Raw genomic sequence first — 19,438 nt, 5'->3', positions numbered from 1 at the left:
GTACATCTGAGCGACCGCGTCCAGCAGGCGGACGGCACCTGGGAACACGCCACGGCGCCGGTAGGCTGGGCGTGATCCAGCCGGACGGCGTGGTCCGGCCATCGGCCCACGTTGCAAAGGTTTCCCGCGCACATGCGTATTGGTGTCCTCACCTCCGGCGGCGACTGCCCCGGCCTGAACGCAGTCATCCGTTCGGTCGTGCACCGCGCCGTCGTCGACCACAGTGACGAGGTCATCGGCTTCCAGGACGGCTGGAAGGGCCTGCTCGAATGCGATTGGCGCAAGCTCGACCTGGACGCGGTCGGCGGCATCCTGGCGCGCGGCGGCACCATCCTCGGCTCCTCCCGCGTCCAGCCCGCCCATCTGCGGGACGGGGTGGAACGCGCCAAGGGACACGTGGCCGATCTCGGTCTGGACGCGGTCATCCCGATCGGCGGCGAGGGCACCCTGAAGGCGGCCCGCCTGCTGTCCGACGCCGGCCTGCCCATCGTCGGCGTCCCCAAGACCATTGACAACGACATCGCCGTGACCGACGTCACCTTCGGCTTCGACACCGCCGTCGGCGTCGCCACGGAGGCCCTCGACCGGCTGAAGACCACCGCCGAGTCCCACCAGCGTGTGCTGATCGTGGAGGTCATGGGCCGCCACACCGGTTGGATCGCCCTGCACTCCGGCATGGCGGCGGGTGCGCACGCCATCGTGGTGCCCGAACGGCCCTTCGACATCGACGAGCTGACCGAGCGGGTCAGGGCCCGTTTCTCGGCGGGCAAGAAGTTCGCGATCGTGGTGGCCGCCGAGGGCGCCAAGCCGCGTCCGGGCTCCATGGAGTTCGACGAGGGCGGCAAGGACATGTACGGCCACGAGCGCTTCGCCGGCGTGGCCCGGCAGCTGTCCGTGGAGCTGGAGGAACGCCTCGGCAAGGAGGCCCGCCCGGTGATCCTCGGGCATGTGCAGCGCGGCGGCACCCCCACCGCGTACGACCGGGTGCTCGCCACCCGCTTCGGCTGGCACGCCGTGGAGGCCGTGCACCGTGGTGAGTTCGGGCACATGACCGCACTGCACGGCACCGACATCGAGATGGTGCCGCTCGCCGAGGCGGTCGAGACGCTGAAGACCGTGCCCGACGAGCGGTACGCGGAGGCCGAGTGCGTGCTGTGAGCGCGTAGTCCGGCGCGGCGCGGGGCCGGCCTGCCCGGCACGCCGCGCCCGCACCGTGATCCGGCCGTGTCGCGCGCGCCAGGAGCCGCCCCGGCGATCGCCGCCCCCGGCGACGGTTCTACTCTGGTGCGGACGGACAGCACGCAATCAGCACGAAACTGGAGCCGGCGGATGGATCACGGCGGGCACGGCATGACGATGGATCTGCCGCCCTTCACGTTCGGCCGTGGACTCGCCTGGTCCCCCGACCCCTTCTTCCTCGTCGTCGGCGTGCTGGCGCTCGCCCTGTACGGGTGGGGCGTCCTGCGGCTGGTGCGGCGCGGTGATCGATGGCCGGTGGGCCGCAGCGCCGCGTTCGCCGTCGGTGTGCTGACGGTGCTCCTCGTGATGTGCACCGGACTCAACGACTACGGCATGGTCATGTTCAGCGTGCACATGGTGCAGCACATGATCATCAGCATGCTGTCGCCGATCCTGCTGCTGCTCGGCGCACCGATCACGCTCCTGCTGAGGGCCCTGCCGGTCGCCGGCCGGGGCCGCACCGGCCCGCGCGAGATGCTGCTGAAGCTGCTGCACAGCCGGTTCATGAAGGTCGTCACCCATCCCGCCTTCACCATTCCGCTGTTCATCGCGAGCCTGTACGGGCTGTACTTCACGCCGCTGTTCGACTTCCTGATGGAGTCCAGGACCGGGCACCTGGTGATGATGGTGCACTTCCTCGCCGTCGGCCTCGTCTTCTTCTGGCCGATCATGGGCGTGGACCCGGGCCCGCATCGCCCCGGCTACGTGCTGCGCATGCTGGAGCTGTTCGCCGGGATGCCGTTCCACGCCTTCTTCGGGATCGCCCTGATGATGGCCTCCACCGCGATGATCGGCACCTACCAGCACCCGCCGGCCTCCCTCGGCATCGACGCGCTGGCGGACCAGACCGCTGCGGGCGGCATCGCCTGGGCGTTCAGCGAGGTGCCGTCGGTCCTGGTGCTGCTGGCACTGCTCTTCCAGTGGTACCGCTCGGAACAACGCCAGGCACGGCGCAAGGATCGCGCCGCGGATCGGGACGGCGACAAGGAACTCGAGGCCTACAACGCCTATCTCGCCTCCCTCAGCGCCCGAGACCGGTGACCCTTCCGTCACCAGCCGGCGATCGCCTCACGCCCCTGCGGGATGGCGAGATCGAGCAGACCAGGAAACAGGGCGTCGAGGTCGTCCCTGCGTAGTCGGTTCAACCGGCGGGTCCCCTCGTCGCGTTGGCGGATCACGCCGGCTTCCCGCAGGACCTTGAAGTGGCCGCTCTGCGTGGACTTGCTGACCGGCAGCGCGAACGTCGCGCACGCCAGCTCGCCATCCGGTTCGACGTCGGCGAGGCGGGCGACGATGGCCAGCCGGACCGGGTCGCTGAGGGCGGCCAGCACGGTGGTGAACCGCAGGTGGTCGCGGTCGGGGTGGACGAGTTCGGTCGCGGTGCGGCTGGCCATGCCCCCAGCATACCCAAACATGTTCGGCAATCCCGAACATCTGCTATGTTCGACGAATCCGAACATGATGCTCTGGGAGGGAACGCATGTCGCTCGACCGCCCCATCACCGCACCCAGCAGCCAGCCACCCCACCGCACGCACCCGCCCCAACGCCACCGCCCACCCAAGGCGAACCCGGGGAGACGGCCCGCGCGAGCAGCGCGTTTGCGGTTCTGGGGCACGGCCTACGCGCTGCTGATCCTGCTGACCGGCACGAATCTGCCGACACCGCTCTACCGGGGCTATGCGGCCCGCTTCGGGTTCTCGCCCCTGGTCGTCACGCTGATCTTCGCCGCATACGTGGCCGTGCTGATCCCCTCCCTGCTGCTGGCCGGCCCGCTCTCGGACGCCGTCGGCCACCGCAGGGTGCTGCTGCCGGCGCTGACCGTGGCCGCCCTGGGATCGCTGGTCTTCGCCCTCGCCGACAGCACGGGCTGGCTGTTCGCCGCGCGCATCCTGCAAGGGCTCGCACTCGGGGCGGCCTCCGGTCCGCTCACCGCCGCGCTGACGGAGCTCGAACCGTCCGGCAACCGCGGCAAGGCGGCGCTGGTGTCCACGGTGGCCTCCGTCGGCGGCCTGGGACTCGGACCCGTACTGGCCGGCCTGCTCGCGCAGTACGCCCCTGCACCGCACGTCCTGCCCTTCGCGATCGAGATCGCGTTGTTGCTCCCCGCGGCGGCAGCCATCATGGCGCTGCCGGCCAGGACGCGCCCGACGGCCCGGTGGCACCCCCGCCGCCCCGAGATCCCCCGCGGCATGCGGACGGTCTTCGCCACCAGCGGGACGGCCAGCCTCCTCGCGTTCGCCGTGACCGGACTGTTCCTCACCCTCATCCCCACCTACGTCACCACGCTGTCGGGCAGCACGAACCTGCTTCTGGGTGGTGCGGCCGTGGCACTGATGCTGCTCTGCTCCGCACTCGCCCAACTCACCGGTTACGGCAGGTCGGCCCGGACCCTGGAGCTCGTCGGCCTCCCGCTGCTGGCCGCCGGACTGGCGTTGCTCGCGCTCGCCGGCGGGCTGTCGTCGCCGACCCTGCTGCTCGCCGCAACCGTGATCGCGGGCATCGGGCAGGGCCTGGCGTTCCTCGGCGGCCTCACCGCGGTCAACCAGGCAGCCCCCGCCGAACGCCGGGCCGACGTGATCTCCAGCTTCTACGTGATCATCTACGTCGGCGTCGGCCTGCCCGTCATCGGCGTCGGCTTCCTCGCCACCGCAGCAGGGCTCGCCGCCGCCGTGCAGTACTTCGCCTACGCCGTCGCCGTACTGTGCCTGGCAGTGCTGTCCGTCCTCGTCCGACGGCACCGCAGCACACCGGCCACCACGCCGACCCCTTCCGGCGACACCTCCACCGACTGACATCAGGCCACCGTCACCCCTGCTCTGGTGGCGTCGCAGGGCGACCACGGCGCCCCTGAAGGGGCGCGGGGAACTGCGCGAGCAACCCACCACCCACCGACGATCCGGACACGACCGAAACACCCCCTCCTGGTCGGCGACGACCAGACGGCGCCGTAGTCGGTCGCACCGACACCACACCCGCAGGGCGCTCCAGACCCCGGAGCGCCCCTGGCCGGCAATGCCCTGGTCGTCGGAGTGCCGCGCGAGGGATGATGGATGAGGTCGCACACATGGGACCGCGGTCCGGACCGCGCTGCGCCCGGCCGCAGGAGGAGGTTCGCGATGCCCGGTTCCACGAAGACGATGGGGGTCGTCACGGTCGCAGGTCTGGTCCTGGTGACCGCCTACACCGCGGCCATGGGAAGCAACGGATGGCTCTGGTTCGGCTGGGTCGTACTCGGCCTGATCACGCTGGCCATGGTGGCCTCCCGCGCCTGATCCACCGTCCGCCGTCCTTGGTTATCGTTGCCTGATCCGCGCAAGTCGGGCGAGCGACCAGGGGGACACGGCGGTGACCGATACGGAAGCCGAGTGGATACGGGTGCCGGTGGGCGCGGATGCGGCCCGATGGTCCACTCGAAGCCGCTGCCGTACGGTCCTGCTCGTCGTGCACAACGTCACCTCGGCGACCAGGCTCCTCGACGTGCTGCCGCTGTTCCGCGACGACCTGCGGGTTCAGTTGCTGGCCACCAGCACGGGCTCCTCCCCGTTCCAGCACGGCGTACCGGAACTGCTGACCCGGGTGGGCGTACCCGTACTCCCCTGGGAGCAGGCCCTTCGCACACCCGTGAACCTGGCGATCTCCGCGAGCTTCGGCGGCCAACTCAACGCACTACCAGGCAAATTGATCGTCCTCTCGCATGGCGCGGGCTACAATAAAAGACTCAGCCACAGGGGGACACAGGGGGACACAGGGGGACACAGGGGGACACAGGGGGACACGGCTGTACCGGCGCCGGTGTTCGGGCTGTCGCGCGAGTGGTTGCTGGCCGACGGAGCGCCCATCGCCGACGCGATGGTGCTGTCGCACGACGAGCAGCTCGACCGGCTCCGTGCCGCCTGCCCGGAAGCGGCACACACCGCCGTCCTCGCCGGAGACCCCTGCTACGACCGGATCCTGGCCGCCCTGCCGCACCGTGAGCGGTTCCGCCGCGCCCTCGGCGTCACCGAAGGGCAGCGGCTGGTACTGCTCAACTCCACCTGGAACCCGGAATCCCTCTTCGGCGACGGCGGCCGCGACAACACCCCCGAGGGCACCGACGCGCCCGACGACGTACTCCCCCACCTGCTGCCGCGGCTGACCGCGGAACTCCCCGTCGACACCCACCGCCTCGCCGCGGTGCTCCACCCCAACATCTGGCACGGCCACGGCCCCGGTCAGGTCCGCACCTGGCTCGATCGGTCCCGGCGTGCCGGGCTCACCCTGGTCGACCCGCTCACCGAGTGGTGCCAGGCGCTGATCGCCGCCGACGCCGTCATCGGCGACTTCGGTTCGGTCAGCTACTACGCCGCCGCCCTCGGCACCCCCGTCCTGCTCGGCGCCGCGCCCCTCACGGTCCTGGGCACCGACTCCCCGGTGGCCGACTTCATACGCCAGGCACCCCGCCTGGACCCGTGTGCACCGCTGCCGCCGCAGCTCGACGCGCTGGTCGAGCAGCACCGGCCGCTGCCCGGACCCGCGCGGTTGACCAGCTCCGTCCCCGGCAGATCCGCCGCCCTGCTGCGGCGCGCCTGCTACCGGCTCGTCGGGATCGCCGAGCCGGACGAGCCGGCCCTGCTCGACCCGCTGCCGCTGCCGCCGTACCGGCCCCCTCGGCGCACCGCCCCGCTGCGGGTCCTCACCCGGCTGCTGGCTGCCGGCGACATCGCCGTGACCCGCCACGCCGACCCCCGCTACGAGCCGCCCGGCGAGGGCGCCGTGCACACCGCCGTACACGAGGACACCCTCGATCCCGGCAGGCTCGCGCAGGCCGATGTGATCCTCCAGTACGCGGCCGCCGACGACCCCAGGCTCGGCCCGCCCGAGGAGTGGGCCGCCCGGACGCTCCAGCGCTGGCCCCACTGCGCCCTCGCCGCATACGTCACCTCCCCCGCCACCTGCACGGCCGCCCTGCGCGACGGCCGGACGGTTCGCCTCACCGGCAGCGCACGGGGCGCCGATCCGGCCGCGTACGCCGCCGCGCTGCACGCCTGGCTCGCGGGCGGGAAGTCGCTGGACGAGCTGTGTGCGAGCGGTCTCACGGTGCGCACCGGACAGGTCGCGCACCGGGTGACGGTCAGTCCTCCGGAGTGAGGTCGCCGGTGCACTGGTCACGCAGCGTCCGCAGATAGCGGACGTGCGGGACGGCACCCTCCGCCGCCAGCAGCGGCAACGCCTCGTCGATGAGCGGCAACGCCGCCTCGGGCGCGCCGGCCTTCAGCTGGGTCTCGGCGATGTCCGTCAGGGTACGCGCCGCGTTGTACACGTCGTCGATGGCGCGGAAGGTGGCCAGCGCCGTATGGGACTGGGCGAGTGCCGCGGTGAGGTCGCCCAGGCCGCGTAGGGCCCGACCGCTGTGCCGGTGCAGCAGTGCACGCGCGCGGGTCAGATCGTCGAAGCCCTCGTCCCCCGGCCCCACCCGGTCCCACAGGGCGCCCGCCTCGGCGAAGCAGTCGTACGCCTCCTGCCAGCGCCACTGCCGCAGCCTCAGCAGTCCCAACGACTCGACTGCGGTGGCCTGCCCGCGCAGGTGGTCCGCGTCCCGGTCGGCCTCGGCAGCGGCGCGCAGGGCGTCCTCGGCCGCGGCGTGCTCGCTCAGCTCCAGCAGGGCGAGGCCGAGTTGTGCGTGGATGCGTCCGGCCATCCGGGTCTCCGGCCGGTGCACGCCGGCGACCCGTGCCGCGATGCGCAGCAGGGGCAGCACCTGGTCCTCGCGGCCCGCCTTCAACTGCGCCGGCCAGGACGCCTCGGCGAGCTCCAACACCGTGTCCCAGTCCTCGAACTCCTCGGCGGCGCGGGCCGCCTCGGTCAGGTTGCCGAGCGCGGCGACGAGCACGGTGAGGGCCGCCGCGGTGCTCGGGTGGCGGTCGGGATCTGCCGCGGCGTACCGCGCGCCGAGCGGCCAGCGCTTGGGCAACGCGGCACGTGCCGCGTGCACGGCGACGTCGACGTGGTGCGCCACGCCGCGCTGGACGGCGCGGGCGCAGGCGGCCAGGCCGTCCTCACGAACGGCCGCCGCCTCGGCGTGCCGGCGCACGCCCTCCCGGTAGCGGTGTCCGCCGCCCGCCACGGGCTCCAGCAGCGAACGCTGCGCCAGGTCGGCGAGCAGCGTGGCGGCCTGCTCCTCGGGGATGCCGGCGATGACCGCGGCGGCCGGCGGCAGCAGCGGGTCCCAAGGGCGCAGCGCCCACAGCCGGTAGCAGCGGGCCGCGTCCTCCGGGAGCCGGGCGTAGGCGTCCTCGGCGAGGCCGTGTACCGGGTCCTGCGGCATGGTCTCTCCCTGGGAAGCCGGCCCCGAACCGTGTGCGGACGGACCGTCAGGCGGTTGCGGCACGCCGGTCGCGGCATCGGGGCGTAGCCCGACGGGGCGGTGCTCGACGGCAGGTGCGGGGTCCTCGACGGTGCGTGCGGGGCCCTGGGGGTCCGGTGCGGGGCCGGCCGTCTCCCAGCCGGTGAGCGAGGCGTGGGCGCGGGCGCACAGGTCGTGGGCGGCGGCCTGGAGGGCGTAGGGAGAACCCGCGCAGCGGCTGAGCAGGGCGGGCAGCCTCTCCCGCGCGCCGGCCACCGCCGCCTTGCCGGCCAGCGCCTTGAGCAGCCGCATCGCGTCCCGGTCGGGCAGCGGTCCCACCGGTACCGGGACGGCGTCGAGGCCCGGCAGTGGATGGCGCGCACAGATGATGGTGAAGACGCCGGGCGCGCCGGTGAGCAACGGTCGTACCTGGGCGTGCCCTTGGGCGTGGTCCAGGATCACGACCATGCGGAGGTCCTCGGTCAGCCGCCGGTAGGTCTCCGACCGTGCCTCGGTGGACCCCGGCAGTTCCTCCTCGGTCAGGCCCAGGCGGCACAGCAGGATACGCAGGGCCACGCGCGGGTCGCAGCCGTGGCCCGGCGCCTCGCCCCGCAGATCGGCGAGGAGGGCGCCGTCGGGGAAGTCCGCTTTGTGCTCCCGTGCCCACTGCACGGCCAACGCGCTGGTGCCGATGCCCTCCGGGCCGTACACCAGCACCTGGCGGGGCCGGCCGTGGGCGGCCCGGGTCGCCTCGCGGGTCAGCAGACGCAGCGCTTCCTTGCGGTCGGTGAAGGACCGTACGCCCGGCGGCAGCGGGGGCGGGTGGTGCCCGGTTCGCGGTCCGGGCAGGGCGGTGCCGAGCAGGTCGAGAACGGCCGCCAGGCTACGGGCGTGGGCCGGGTCGCGTCGGGCGGCCTCGTGCAGGACCCGCGCCAGGGCGTCCCGCTCCGCGTTCGTGGTCGGTGCGGGCACGTGGCGTCCGGTGATCCGGGCGACCACGGCGCCCAGTTGTTCCGCGCCGCGCCGGCCCACCTCGCCCGCCATGCCCTGGCCCACCGAGTTGAGCATCCAGGTGAGCGCCGCCATCGCTATCGGTTCGACCATCCCGCAACTCCCCCTGTCCGCACATCCGGCGCGACCCGGCACCGTCGCGCCGTTCCGCACGTGATCAACCGTAGCGAACACGTCGCCGTGCGTGCCGGTGAACACCCCGTCCGATCAGGCCGGTTCGACGGGCGCGGCTCATCCCGCCGGGCTGTGCCGCGGGTGGCCGACGAGGTGGTCGACGTCCGCGCTGTCGGTGTACGGGAAGATGCCGTAGCCGCCGACGTCGACCGCGGGCAGATGGGCGGTGGGGGTGAGCGCCTCGGCGGTGGCCGTGGCGAGGGTGACCTCCTGCGGTCTGCCGCCGCCCGCGCTGTGGGCCGCCGTGGTGCCGTAGGCGATGCCGTCGTCGGTGACGGTGGTCAGGGTCAGCGGCCGGGGGCCGTGGTCGGCGGCGGGATCGTCCGGATCTGCCGCGGCGGCGTCACCGGGGGCGCCGGGACCGGGCTGGTCCGACTCGTCGTAGCAGTGCCCCTTGTGCTCCTTCAGGTCGAAGGCGAGCGAGCCGGCCACCAGGTAGCGGCCGGAGAAGGAGGAGGTCATCTCCGGGTGCCTGCCGGGCTCGATCGCCGGCCGGTGGCAGTCGGCGGACGCCAGCACCTTCCCGGTGGCCGCATCGTGCACGGCCCAGGTCTCCAGGTCGTCGGCGCCCTTGCTGCCGTGCTTCTTGCGCCACTTGACCAGTACCCGGTCGGCGGCCACGGAGGTGGGCACGCCGGAGGCGGGATCGGTGCCCTTGGGGGCCACCCGGCGCCCGTAGAAGCCGCCGCGCACCCAGAACTGCCGTGCGCCGCGCACCACCAGACCGTGCGTGGTGAGGCCGCGGATCTCGGTGTTCCGACGGCAGTCGGTGCAGCCCTTCGGATACTTCAGGTCCTTCGCCGCGATCTTCGTCGCGGCTCCGTCGGTCGGGTCCACCACGGCGGCGTGGTCACCGCCCCGCCCGATGAGGATGCCGGGGCCGCCGCCGGCCACGTCGGGCGGCTCGTTCCAGGGCACCTCGACGTGGCGCCGGGTGCCGTAGGCGGCGTCGTACACGTCGAGGGCGACCACCTTCTCGGCGCCGCCCAGCACCGACGTGCTGACGTCCCCGTAACTCCAGACGACGAAGAACTCACGGCCGCCCTTGGCCACCTCCAGCAGCCGGGGGTGCGTCCAGGAGTCGGACGGGGCCTTTCGGGCTTCGCCGGTCCAGCGGGTCCGGCCGGTCGTCACGTCGAGTGCGCGCAGCCTGATGCGGTCCCGGCCGGCGCCTTCGAGAGCGGCGATGCTGCCGGTGGTGGGCGCCACCGCGAACGCGTCCGACACCTGGTGGGCGTCCCAGCCGTGCGCGGTGTCGTAGCCGGCCGGCACCGCGAAGCGGGGCCGCGGCCCGGAGCCGTGGTCGTCCGCCCCGGTGCTGTCGGACGGGGTCGTTCCGCACATGGACAGCATCACGATCAGGACCAGCAGCAGCGTGCCACCGACGAGGGCGGAGCGGACCATCTGCTGCCGCCGCCACCCCATTGCCGCACCACTGCGCCAGCGCCCGTACCACGTCACACGCACTTGCCGTCCCCCAGTCGTTCCCTCACCGCGCTCAGCACCCGTCTCGCACGACGGCGCCGTGCGCCGCGCCCGCCGGACCGGCCGGTCGGGCCCAGGCGCTTCGGCGCCACGCGGCCCGCGGATCGCGGCCCGCAGGAAGCATCGCAGACCGTGCCCGGGAGTACGCCCGGAACCGGCAGGTCCGTGGGTGCCCCGGCCGGCGTCGCACCGGCGACGTCGACCGGCCCCAGGAGCTCAGACGCCAGGCTCCCCCGCGCGGGTTCCTGTCGTTAGGCCTCGGGGGCACCGGGGCACCCGTGACGCAGCCCGAACCAGTGATGGTGGGAGGTAGCAGATCATGGCGAAGGGCCGGCTCCCGGAGCACGAGCAGCGCATTCTCGACGAGATGGAGGCGGCGCTCGACCGTGACCACCGGCTGCACCGACGGTTGTCGGCCGTACGCTTTGCGTGTCAGTTGCGAGCCGGCTGGGCGGCGGCCACCGCGGCCCGCGGGTTCTTCGTGGCGCTGGCGGCCCTGGCCTCGCTCATCCTGCTGGTGGTGGGTGCACGTACCGCGAACGCGGGTGTCATCTGGGCCTTCGCCGCCACGTCGACGGCGATGCTGCTGACCGGTCGGGGGCTACGGCGGCGGCGCACCGACCGCCGGCTCGGGACACCCACGTCAGGGCCCTGACGCAGCCGTCGGACGAGCCCGTCACCGTCGGCACCCTGGTGCAGGATCCCCTGCCAGGGTGCCGACGAGTCCGGCACGTCGGCGCACCCGCGCGCCGCTTCCCTGAACAGCCCTGCGCGGGAGCCGCCCCTGTCAGGGGCATCCGGGACCTCAGTGCCGGGGAGTTGCGGCATGCACGGATGAGGATTCTGCCGCCCTCCGGCACCATGAATTCCGCGACAATCTGAATAATTACCTGGGCGGGAAATATACGGCGGGCCAGATTTGACGAATTCTTACTTCTTGTCCGGCCTTTGATCCTCTTGCTAGTGTTCTTGCGTTCCGACCAGCTGTTCACGCCGGAACCAATCACTCTGGGGGTCGCCGTGTACAAGAACTCCAATAGTGATGTGAAGTTCGTACGATGGCCGGCCCAGGCGGACTTACGCAGCCACTGCAAGCGGGAGGGAATTCCCTGCCTGCTCGTCGTGGAAGGGGGCGCCGAACCGCCGTTGTGCAGTGATCCGCGGGAGGACTGGGTCCGCGCCCCGATATCCCGGGCCGACCTGGAAGCCCGCGTCGCCACGCTGCGGCACCGGGCACGCAGCCGCAGAACACCCGTTCTCGATTCATCGGGCACGCTCTACTTCGACGCGCAGTGGATCACCATATCGTCGACACAGACCGAGCTGATGGGGCTATTCGTCGAGCGTTTCGAATCGGTCGTACCACGTCAGGAACTCAGGCAACGCCTCGTCACCTCAGCCCTGAGCAATCCCACCCGCAACTCCCTCGATCTGCACATCATGCGACTGCGCAGACGCCTGGTCAGCGTGAACCTCGCGATCCGCACGGCATGGGGGCGCGGCTATTTGCTGGAGCCGCTCACCCCCTCGGAAAAACCGGTGCGTCCGCTGCCCTGACGCTCTCCGGCGCCACCCCGCGCGCACCGTGTACCCGATAAACGCACGCAGGACGGGGGCGTGAAAGGACACGTAGTGAGTCTCGCCGGAAAGTCGGTGATCGTGACCGGTGCGGGATCGCGCATCGGCGCCCGTGTCGCGGAGTGCGCCGCCAGATCGGGGGCGCATCTCACGCTCACCGGACGCCGCGCGGCTCCCCTCCAGGTGCTGGCCGAACGCCTCGGCACGCCCGTGCACCGGGTCTGCGCGGACCTCGCTGCGCCCGACGCGGGGGAACGGATCGTCATGGCGGCCGTCGACCGCTTCGGCCGCGTGGACGCCGTCGTCAACAGCGCCTGGCTGGCCGGCATCGCACCGTTCGACGCCTCGGACCCGGCGATGTTCGACGGCATGTTCGCGGTCAACGTGCGCGGTCCCGCCGAGCTGGTCCGGTGCGCCCTGCCGTGGCTGCGGGCCGAGCGCGGAGCGGTGGTCAACGTGACCTCGTCGGGAGCCGGGACGGCTCCTGCGGGCCGCTCGTTCCACCTGGCCAGCACGGCCGCACTGAACAGCCTGACCCGGTCCCTCGCGCGGGAACTCGCCCCCGACGTACGCGTCAACGCCGTACTGCCGGGCCCGAAAGGCGTCGGCCGCACGGGACGCGTGACCGGGCTGGACGGCGTCCGCCACCTGCGGGGCACCGTCGGACCGGGTGCCGCGCACGACCGGTCGGGCGCCGTCGACGCGGTGGCCCGGCTGGTGTGCTTCCTGCTGGACCCGGAGCAGTCCGGATGGATCACCGGAACGCTGATACCGGTGGACGGCGGATGGCCGGCATGACCGCACGCCCCGAAGTGCCGGCGCTTTCCGGCGGGCCGGCACGCACCTGGAGGTACGGCCCCCACCTGCCCACATGGCGCCGAACGTACGCCCGCGTCGCGGACCACCTGCGCAACTGGGCCGAGCGGTGACCGGTGCGCGCCCGTCCGGCGCACGCCAAATGCCCGGGTACGATCCCGACCTCCTGGCGCAGGCCCGTTGCTACGACGACATCGCCTTGGCGGGCCCTGTGGTCGCTGCCGGAATCGACAACGGACCGTAGATGAGACAGGACGGCGAAGCGGGGACGCCGTCGGGCGAGGTCGAGCCCGAGCCCGTGCACCGTGTGCCTGACAGCGAGGGGGGCACACGCCCCCCGCCATCGGGACACGGCCGTGGCAGCAGCACCCGCACGACCGCTCGCCGCGGTGGCCGTCTCAGGCGGCAGCGAGCAGTGCGCGCAGCCCGGCGGTGTCGACGAGGTACGCCCGGGACGGGAACACCTTCTCGACCAGCACCCGCTGGACCTCGGGGTCGGGATCGGCGACACCGTCGGACACGACGATGATGCGGTAGTCACGGTCGGCGGCTTCCATGACCGTCGACAGGACGACACCGCTGGTGCTGATCCCGGTGAGGATCAGGGTGTCGATGTCGCGCTCGCTCAACCGTGCGTAGAGGTCGGTGGTGGTGCCCCAGCCGTAGCGGGACTTGCGGACGACGATGTCGCCGTCCTCGGGGGCCACCCGTCCGTCGATCTGCGTGGTGGCGTCCTCGTGGTGCATCACCTTCGCGCCGGCGAAGGCGCTGAACGACTTGTTGGTCTCCGGGACCGTGGCCCAGTCGTCCTCGGTGAAGGCGACGCGTACGTAGCCTATGGTGCCGCCGGCGGCGCGTACGTCGGCGATGACGCCCTTGACCCGTTCGACGAGTGCATCGGGCTCGGGGGCGAGCGGGACGATGCCGTTCTGGAAGTCCATCGCCAGCAGGGCGGTGCGCTCGGGGTTGATCGCGGGGAGGCCGGAGGGGGTCATGGGTGGTTCTCCTTGCGAGGGTTCGTTTCCGTTTTCCCAGGGCCGTGTCGACGTCCCAGGTGGTGTTCCCAGGCCCGAGGTTCCGGGAGGTCCGCGTGCCCGGGGGTACTTGGGGTGTGGGCCTCACCCGTCCGTGCCGGGGCGCATCAGCGCGCGGTCGAGGACGGTCAAGAGGAGGACGACGACGCCCGCCGCGACCAGGACCAGGCCGAGGGTGTGCAGGCCGTGGTCGCTGGCACCGGCGCGGAAGACGACGCTGCCGAGCACTCCACCGGGTGGCGCGTCCATGCCGAGGCCCTCGGCACGGCGGCGGATCAGCAGCATCGCGCAGGGGAACGCGGCCGAGGTGCCGATGCCGATCAGGACCCGGGCGACGGTCAGCATCGCCAGGTTCTGGCCGAGCCCGCCCACCAGGCCGCCGAGCAGCACCAGCACGACGCCGGACAGGAGGACCCGGCGCGGGCCGAGCACCTCCGCCAGTTTGCCCGCGGTGGGCTGGGCGACGGCACTGGCCAGGTAGAGCGAGGAGACCAGCACCGCGGTGGCGCCCACCGGGACGTGCAGCTCGCTCGCGATGGGCACCAGGGCCGTGGCGATGATGGAGCTGTTGATCGGGTTGAGGGCGGAGCCCAGGTACAGCGGGGCGGTGAAGGTCCATGTGAAGGGTGTCGCCGCGCGCTCGCGTTCCCGGGTGTCGTCCCCGCCGGTGGCGGTCCTCATCGGCCGTCCGCGCCCAGCTCGACATCGGCGAGCCGCTCCAACAGGTCGATGGCCTTCTCCATGTCCTCGCGTTCGCCGGGGCCCACCACCTGGTCGATGGCGCGCGCAAGGAAGGCGGCGCGGCCGGCCAGGAGCTTGTCGACCAGCTCGGTCGCGGACGGGGCGGCGCTGATCAGTTTCTTGCGGCCGTCGTTCGGGTCGGGCGCGCTGTGGATCAGTCCGGCGGCCTTCAGCACCGCCAGGCTCTGCGCGATGGACTGCGCGCTGACGTGCTCCTGCGCGGCGAGCCGCGCCGCGGTGACCGGGCCCTGCCGTACGACGCTGGCCAGGATGACGAGTTGCGTCGGGGTCACTCCGGTCGCGTGCTGCCCGGATTCCGCACGCAGGCGTGCGCGCAGCCGCTTCATCGCATCGTTGAGACGCTGTGCGGACGCGCCGGACTGCTGCGGCCGGGGGTTCGGGGTCACCTCCCCACCGTAAAACTCCTCAAGCAACTTGGCAAAGTTACTTGAGGAGTTTTACGTCATGGCAGGTCAGCGCCGTACGACGACCTCGCCCGAAGTCCACCGCGGGCCGTGGAGGGCGGGCCGTGGTGTGGCCGCTCGTCCGGCGGGGCACGGACCGCACACGCCGATGTCAGTCGCGTCCGCTTCAATGCGCACCATGGAAGACATGCCCACCACGGATGAGCAGGGCGACATCCTCTCGGCGGTCCAGCGCCTGGCCTGGCCGGGAACGGGCGATCTGGTGTGCGGCGAGGCAGGGCATCGGGCAGGACACGTATGCCTGGCCCCCGCGGACGGGATCGACCTCCCCGGGCTGCAAGGCGCGCTCAGCGGACGGTACGGGCGACCGCGCAACCTCGCCATGGACGGATACGCCGATCCGACGGTGACGGGGCGGACCGGGCTGCCGCTCCTGGCACCGTTCGGCGAGCGGATCGTGGAGATGCGCGCGTGGGCGCACGCGGGCCGGTGGATCGGCTGCGGCACCGCACGCTTCGACGACGGCGTACGGACCGTGGCGCTGGTCGCCGAGCGGGAGGACCCGGCGGCGGACCTGGCGGAGCAGACCTCCTGGCTGGACGGGGTCGTCGCCGTCACGGGATGGGACACCACGCGGGCCCGTACGGTCGACTGGGCGGCGGTCGAAGCCCGGATGGGGACCGCGCTGCCGAGTGACTACAAGCGGCTCGCCGAGATGTTCGGCCACGGCGCGTTCGACGGCTTCCTCCAGCTCCACGTGCCCGGTGCCTGCTTCGAGAGCGATGACCTGGTCCTGCACACCGAGTGGTTGGGCGAGTGGGCCGGGACGCGGCGCACCGGCCTGTGGGAGCCGTACGAGGTGTACCCGGCGCCCGGCGGACTGGTGGAGTGGGCGGGATCCGAGCAGGCCGACCAGTTCTACTGGCTCACCGAGGACCCGGACCCCGACGGGTGGCCCGTTCTCGCGTGCGAGGACATCCCCGACTCGTGGCGGCGTTTCGACGGTACGACCACCGAGTTCGTGTACCGCATGCTCACGGACCGGCAACACCCGTTCTCGACGGCCCGCCACTTCGACACCCACTGGTTCGAGAGCTACGCGGACGAGAGCTACGCGGACGAGAGCTGAGTGCCCGTCAGGCGGACCGGCCACGCGCCCACCGGCCCAACGTCGACCGGCGCCGTTTTGACCAGCGCAAACACAGGAAAGATCGAACATTTCGGCAGCCGCTTCCGGAGCGACCTCGGACGCTTTTCAGTCAACGGATGGCGGAAGATGACCAGCAGGCCGTCACCGAGAGGCAGGTCAGGTCCGTCGCTGCGACGCATTGGGGGCCCGTTATAGAGCCGTAATCAGGCCAAGGTAGGGCTGCAATATTGTCCAAGCACATGCCATTCGCCTAGGCTCCATGTAGCGGGCAGTCAGATGAAAACCCGAGACCCGCGAGGAAGCATCTAAAACCCTGCGCCTCAAACTCGGGAGACCCATGAAATCTGGCAACAAATCCACCTTACTCGACGTAACACTCCGCGACGGCGGATACGTCAACAAGCATTCGTGGACCACCGAGCAGGCGAAACGGGTGGTCCGATCCTGCGCAGCAGCCGGAATTCCGCTCACCGAGGTGGGATATCTGCGCCCTGCCAGACACTCCACCGACGGCCACACGGCGCCCTCCGCTTCCTGTCCACCCCGTTATCTCGAGGCGCTCCAGGCCGAGTCCGGCACCGCCCGGGAAGCCGGCACCGGACTCGTGGTCATGGCCCACGCCAAGGACGCCACGCCATCCGACCTGGCAGGTCTGGCACGCTTCGGCGTACGTCTGGTGCGGATGCCGGTACCGCCCCACAAGGTTGCGGAACTGGACTCGTACGCGGCTGCGGTGCACGAAGCGGGAATGCGGTTCGCCGTCAACCTGATACGCATCAGCGAACTCACCGAGCCGGAGATTCTCACCGCAGCCGAGGCCGCAGAGAGAATCTCAGCAGACCTCTTCTATCTCGCCGACTCCAACGGCAGCATGTTCCCGGACGGTGTCTCCCGGATTACCCGGCAGGTACGCGAAACCGTATCGACAACGCTGGGGTTCCACGCGCACGACGGTCTCAGTCTGGGTTTCGCCAACGCCCTCGCCGCCCTGGACAACGGCTTCGATTATATCGACGCCTCGCTCTGCGGAATGGGCAAAGGCGGCGGCAATCTGGCCCTTGAACTCATTGCCGCGCATCTTCATTTCCGGCGGCTCTGCGATGTCTCGGTCACCCCGCTCGTCGACGCCGCGGTCGGCCTCCTCACCCCTTGGAAGGGTGACCAGATCCTGTCCCGGTGCGAGTCGATCGTCAGCGGAATACTCGACCTCAACATCGAGAGCCTGGCCGACCTCAGGAGCGCGGACCCGACCAGCACGCTCTTCACCATGCTCGACAGCGCCCACACACCCTGTTGATCTCCTCCCGCACGGACCTCTCCCCCGCAGGCTCACCCTCTCCGAGGAGCAACCATGTCCAACAGCGCATTCGTCGACGAGCTCGAAGGCATCATTGCCGAGCGGAAGAAGATGACCAGCACGCTCTACCAGACGATCCTCGAGGGCAAGGCGACGGAGCGTCTCCTTCAGACCTTCGTCATCCAGCGCTGGCCGATCAAGAGCTGGTGGACCCGGAACCTCATGGGCGTCGGCATGCGCGCCGACGACCTGGACCTGCGCCGCTCGTTCATAGAGAACGCGTACGAGGAGGAGACCGGCGGCCTGACCCGGTCCAAGCGGCACGTCGAGACCTTCGAGGACTTCGGGCGCGCCGTCGGCGTCGATCCCGCGTCGCTGCCCGACGCGGAGCGTTTCCCGGAGACCGTCGCGCTCATCGAGCACAACAAGAACGCGTGCAACAACACCAACGTCCACTTCACCGTCGGCGCCGCGTCCGTACTGCTCCTGATGGAGGGCCAGCCGCCGATCACCAACAACGCGGGCCACAGCATGATGGCCGTGATGCGGGACGTCTACAAGCTCCCGCGGTGGGGCTACGAGTTCTTCGTCCACCACGCCTCCAGCGACTCCGACCAGGACGGCGTGAGCGAGCTGGAGGACGAGCACACCGAGCCGCTGCGCGAATTGCTCATCCGGTACTGCGACACCCCGCAGCGCAGGGAGGACGCCAAGGAGAGCCTGCGCCAGGCCATCGAGCTGCGGCACCAGCACTTCGACGCGATCCTGAACCGCGCCTACGACCCCAGCGAGCCGGTCTTCGTCTACTCCGGCGACGAGTGACGGCAGGCGACGACCCGTCCGCGCGGCACGGGGCGCCGGTGTGCCACCCGGCCACCCGCCCCGTGCCGCGCCCCGGTTCGGCCCGGACACCCGGTCCCGGCAACGCCGGCACCGACGACACCAGCGTGGAAGGACTTGGATGAGCGAACCGGGTACGCGGTCCGCGGCGGCGGAACCGCTGACCATGACCATCGACAGGATCCGGCTCCGGCTGGTGACGGCCCGGCTGTCCCACCCCTTCGAGAACCGGTGGCAGCGGTACCACACCTGGACCAAGCTCCAGGTCGAGGTGGACGGCGGGGCGGACGGCGCCGAAGCCACCGGGCGGGCCGAGTGCAGCGCCATGGAGACCCCGTTCTACAACTACGAGACCATCGAGACGGCCTGGTACGTCATCGAGCAGTTCCTCGGCCCGATGCTCCTGAAGGCCGGCCGCAGCGACCCGCGGGACTGCCTGCGGCTGTGGCAGGACGTCAACGGCCACGAGGAGGCCAAGGCGGCCGTCGAGACCGCGCTGTGGGACCTCCAGGCCCGGCTGCGGGGCCGTCCGCTCTGCGAGGAGCTGGGCGGAACCGTGCGACCGGTCCCCGCCGGTACGACGGTCGGCATCGAAGCGACCGTCGAGGAGCTGGTCGAGACCGTCGCGCAGGCGGTGCGGGTCGGCTACCCGCGGGTCCGGGTGAAGATCAAGCCCGGCTGGGACCTGGTCCCGGTGCGCGAGGTGATCGCGGCCTTCCCCGGCCTGCGGGTGATCGCGGACGCCAACGCCGCGTACGACGAGACGCACCTGGAGCACCTGACCCGGCTGGAGGGGCTCGGCATGCACGCCCTGGAACAGCCCTTCCCGCGCCGTCTGCTGGGCAGCACGGCCGAGTTGCAAAAGCGCATGGAGACCCCGATCTGCCTGGACGAACAGGTCCACTCGCTGCGCGAGGTGCAGGAGGCGGCCGAACTGGGCGCCTGCGGAATGGTGAACGTCAAGGTCGGCCGGGTGGGCGGCATCGGCGAAGCGCTCCGCGTCCACGACTTCTGCGCGTCGGCGGGGATCCCCGCCTTCGTCGGCGCCAAGTGGGACCAGGGCGTCGGCCGCTGGGCCAACATCGCCGTGGCGACGTTGCCGAACATGACCGAGGCCAGTGACGTCGGCCCGAGCGACACGTACTACGTCGACGACGGCGTCGAACCCCCCGTCGTCTTCCGCACGCCGGGTTTCGTGCTGCCCGGCACGGGCCCCGGCACGGCCGCCGAGCCGACCGCGACGCTGCCGGTGGAACGGCAGACGGAGATCACCCTCAAGGGCGCCGTGCAAGGGGCCGGACGGTGACCCGGGCGACCGGGTCCC

18 protein-coding genes are annotated in these 19,438 nt (G+C 71.4%); 12 read left to right on the top strand and 6 right to left on the bottom strand.

Annotation, left to right across the window (positions count from 1 at the left end):
* Positions 1–132 precede the first annotated feature (132 nt).
* The gene (locus tag NQO67_RS03590; RefSeq protein WP_255946220.1) at positions 133–1,158 is read left to right on the top strand and encodes a 6-phosphofructokinase; all 1,026 of its coding nucleotides are present in this window, start codon (positions 133–135) and stop codon (positions 1,156–1,158) included.
* Between the two features lie 171 nt (positions 1,159–1,329).
* Positions 1,330–2,280 carry a cytochrome c oxidase assembly protein gene (locus NQO67_RS03585; protein ID WP_255946219.1) on the top strand — a complete coding sequence of 317 codons (951 nt, stop codon included), beginning with the start codon at positions 1,330–1,332 and terminating at the stop codon, positions 2,278–2,280.
* A gap of 8 nt (positions 2,281–2,288) precedes the next feature.
* Here NQO67_RS03585 and NQO67_RS03580 read toward each other — a convergent pair whose 3' ends face one another.
* Positions 2,289–2,633 (bottom strand): ArsR/SmtB family transcription factor, encoded by a 345-nt coding sequence (locus tag NQO67_RS03580; protein WP_255946218.1) that lies wholly within the window; start codon positions 2,631–2,633, stop codon positions 2,289–2,291.
* Positions 2,634–2,839: 206 nt separating this feature from the next.
* Between NQO67_RS03580 and NQO67_RS03575 the strand changes: the two genes are divergently transcribed.
* The 3 genes from NQO67_RS03575 (at position 2,840) to NQO67_RS03565 (ending at position 6,368) form a co-directional block, all read left to right on the top strand.
* Positions 2,840–4,033 (top strand): MFS transporter, encoded by a 1,194-nt coding sequence (locus NQO67_RS03575; protein WP_255946217.1) that lies wholly within the window; start codon positions 2,840–2,842, stop codon positions 4,031–4,033.
* Between the two features lie 324 nt (positions 4,034–4,357).
* On the top strand, positions 4,358–4,513 hold the full coding sequence (locus tag NQO67_RS03570) for a hypothetical protein (protein WP_255946216.1): 156 nt from the start codon (positions 4,358–4,360) through the stop codon (positions 4,511–4,513).
* A gap of 73 nt (positions 4,514–4,586) precedes the next feature.
* Positions 4,587–6,368, top strand: coding sequence for a hypothetical protein (locus tag NQO67_RS03565; protein ID WP_255946215.1), 1,782 nt, complete (start codon positions 4,587–4,589; stop codon positions 6,366–6,368).
* Here NQO67_RS03565 and NQO67_RS03560 read toward each other — a convergent pair.
* Positions 6,352–8,667 (bottom strand): tetratricopeptide repeat protein, encoded by a 2,316-nt coding sequence (locus NQO67_RS03560; protein WP_255946214.1) that lies wholly within the window; start codon positions 8,665–8,667, stop codon positions 6,352–6,354. The two genes, NQO67_RS03565 and NQO67_RS03560, sit on opposite strands and share 17 nt — an antisense overlap.
* Before the next feature lie 138 nt (positions 8,668–8,805).
* On the bottom strand, positions 8,806–10,173 hold the full coding sequence (locus NQO67_RS03555) for a hypothetical protein (RefSeq protein ID WP_255946213.1): 1,368 nt from the start codon (positions 10,171–10,173) through the stop codon (positions 8,806–8,808).
* Between the two features lie 379 nt (positions 10,174–10,552).
* Between NQO67_RS03555 and NQO67_RS03550 the strand changes: the two genes are divergently transcribed.
* The 3 genes from NQO67_RS03550 (at position 10,553) to NQO67_RS03540 (ending at position 12,609) form a co-directional block, all read left to right on the top strand.
* Positions 10,553–10,888: a DUF3040 domain-containing protein gene (locus NQO67_RS03550; protein WP_255946212.1), complete on the top strand. Its 336-nt coding sequence runs from the start codon at positions 10,553–10,555 to the stop codon at positions 10,886–10,888.
* Between the two features lie 389 nt (positions 10,889–11,277).
* The gene (locus tag NQO67_RS03545) at positions 11,278–11,790 is read left to right on the top strand and encodes a helix-turn-helix domain-containing protein (RefSeq protein ID WP_255946211.1); all 513 of its coding nucleotides are present in this window, start codon (positions 11,278–11,280) and stop codon (positions 11,788–11,790) included.
* Between the two features lie 75 nt (positions 11,791–11,865).
* On the top strand, positions 11,866–12,609 hold the full coding sequence (locus NQO67_RS03540) for an SDR family NAD(P)-dependent oxidoreductase (protein ID WP_255946210.1): 744 nt from the start codon (positions 11,866–11,868) through the stop codon (positions 12,607–12,609).
* 416 nt (positions 12,610–13,025) lie between these two features.
* On the opposite strand, the gene NQO67_RS03535 is transcribed toward NQO67_RS03540, so the two are convergent.
* From NQO67_RS03535 to NQO67_RS03525, 3 genes are all read right to left on the bottom strand, one after another.
* Complete coding sequence (locus NQO67_RS03535) at positions 13,026–13,622, bottom strand: cysteine hydrolase family protein (protein WP_255946209.1); 597 nt, start codon at positions 13,620–13,622, stop codon at positions 13,026–13,028.
* 123 nt (positions 13,623–13,745) lie between these two features.
* Entirely contained in the window at positions 13,746–14,342 is a 597-nt protein-coding gene (locus NQO67_RS03530; protein ID WP_255946208.1) for an MFS transporter, read from the bottom strand.
* Positions 14,339–14,809, bottom strand: a complete 471-nt coding sequence (locus NQO67_RS03525) for a MarR family winged helix-turn-helix transcriptional regulator (RefSeq protein ID WP_255946207.1) — start codon at positions 14,807–14,809, stop codon at positions 14,339–14,341. Before NQO67_RS03525 ends, NQO67_RS03530 begins: the two co-directional genes overlap by 4 nt.
* 205 nt (positions 14,810–15,014) lie before the next feature.
* Between NQO67_RS03525 and NQO67_RS03520 the strand changes: the two genes are divergently transcribed.
* The 4 genes from NQO67_RS03520 to menC all read left to right on the top strand — a co-directional run bounded on the left by NQO67_RS03520 (position 15,015) and on the right by menC (position 19,420).
* Positions 15,015–15,956, top strand: coding sequence for a hypothetical protein (locus NQO67_RS03520; RefSeq protein ID WP_255946205.1), 942 nt, complete (start codon positions 15,015–15,017; stop codon positions 15,954–15,956).
* A 358-nt stretch (positions 15,957–16,314) separates the two neighbouring features.
* Positions 16,315–17,274, top strand: a complete 960-nt coding sequence (locus NQO67_RS03515) for a hydroxymethylglutaryl-CoA lyase-like TIM-barrel protein (protein WP_255946203.1) — start codon at positions 16,315–16,317, stop codon at positions 17,272–17,274.
* Positions 17,275–17,328: 54 nt separating this feature from the next.
* On the top strand, positions 17,329–18,096 hold the full coding sequence (locus NQO67_RS03510) for an iron-containing redox enzyme family protein (protein ID WP_255946201.1): 768 nt from the start codon (positions 17,329–17,331) through the stop codon (positions 18,094–18,096).
* A 139-nt stretch (positions 18,097–18,235) separates the two neighbouring features.
* Positions 18,236–19,420 (top strand): o-succinylbenzoate synthase, encoded by a 1,185-nt coding sequence (menC, locus tag NQO67_RS03505; protein ID WP_255946199.1) that lies wholly within the window; start codon positions 18,236–18,238, stop codon positions 19,418–19,420.
* Positions 19,421–19,438: the final 18 nt, after the last annotated feature.

The sequence above is a fragment of the Streptomyces odontomachi genome (assembly GCF_024435355.1).
Lineage (GTDB): Bacteria > Actinomycetota > Actinomycetes > Streptomycetales > Streptomycetaceae > Streptomyces > Streptomyces odontomachi.
Note: the sequence above shows the minus strand (reverse complement) of the source record. Positions and strands in the feature narration are given on the sequence as shown.

What these genes read in the sequence shown, in the direction of transcription:
- NQO67_RS03515 (WP_255946203.1), top strand. Translation starts at nt 16,315, where the DNA reads ATGAAATCTGGCAACAAATCCACCTTACTCGACGTAACACTCCGCGAC.
- menC (WP_255946199.1), top strand. Translation starts at nt 18,236, where the DNA reads ATGAGCGAACCGGGTACGCGGTCCGCGGCGGCGGAACCGCTGACCATG.
- NQO67_RS03550 (WP_255946212.1), top strand. Translation starts at nt 10,553, where the DNA reads ATGGCGAAGGGCCGGCTCCCGGAGCACGAGCAGCGCATTCTCGACGAG.
- NQO67_RS03560 (WP_255946214.1), bottom strand. Translation starts at nt 8,667, where the DNA reads ATGGTCGAACCGATAGCGATGGCGGCGCTCACCTGGATGCTCAACTCG.
- NQO67_RS03510 (WP_255946201.1), top strand. Translation starts at nt 17,329, where the DNA reads ATGTCCAACAGCGCATTCGTCGACGAGCTCGAAGGCATCATTGCCGAG.
- NQO67_RS03570 (WP_255946216.1), top strand. Translation starts at nt 4,358, where the DNA reads ATGCCCGGTTCCACGAAGACGATGGGGGTCGTCACGGTCGCAGGTCTG.
- NQO67_RS03520 (WP_255946205.1), top strand. Translation starts at nt 15,015, where the DNA reads ATGCCCACCACGGATGAGCAGGGCGACATCCTCTCGGCGGTCCAGCGC.
- NQO67_RS03590 (WP_255946220.1), top strand. Translation starts at nt 133, where the DNA reads ATGCGTATTGGTGTCCTCACCTCCGGCGGCGACTGCCCCGGCCTGAAC.
- NQO67_RS03555 (WP_255946213.1), bottom strand. Translation starts at nt 10,173, where the DNA reads ATGGGGTGGCGGCGGCAGCAGATGGTCCGCTCCGCCCTCGTCGGTGGC.
- NQO67_RS03530 (WP_255946208.1), bottom strand. Translation starts at nt 14,342, where the DNA reads ATGAGGACCGCCACCGGCGGGGACGACACCCGGGAACGCGAGCGCGCG.
- NQO67_RS03585 (WP_255946219.1), top strand. Translation starts at nt 1,330, where the DNA reads ATGGATCACGGCGGGCACGGCATGACGATGGATCTGCCGCCCTTCACG.
- NQO67_RS03535 (WP_255946209.1), bottom strand. Translation starts at nt 13,622, where the DNA reads ATGACCCCCTCCGGCCTCCCCGCGATCAACCCCGAGCGCACCGCCCTG.
- NQO67_RS03580 (WP_255946218.1), bottom strand. Translation starts at nt 2,633, where the DNA reads ATGGCCAGCCGCACCGCGACCGAACTCGTCCACCCCGACCGCGACCAC.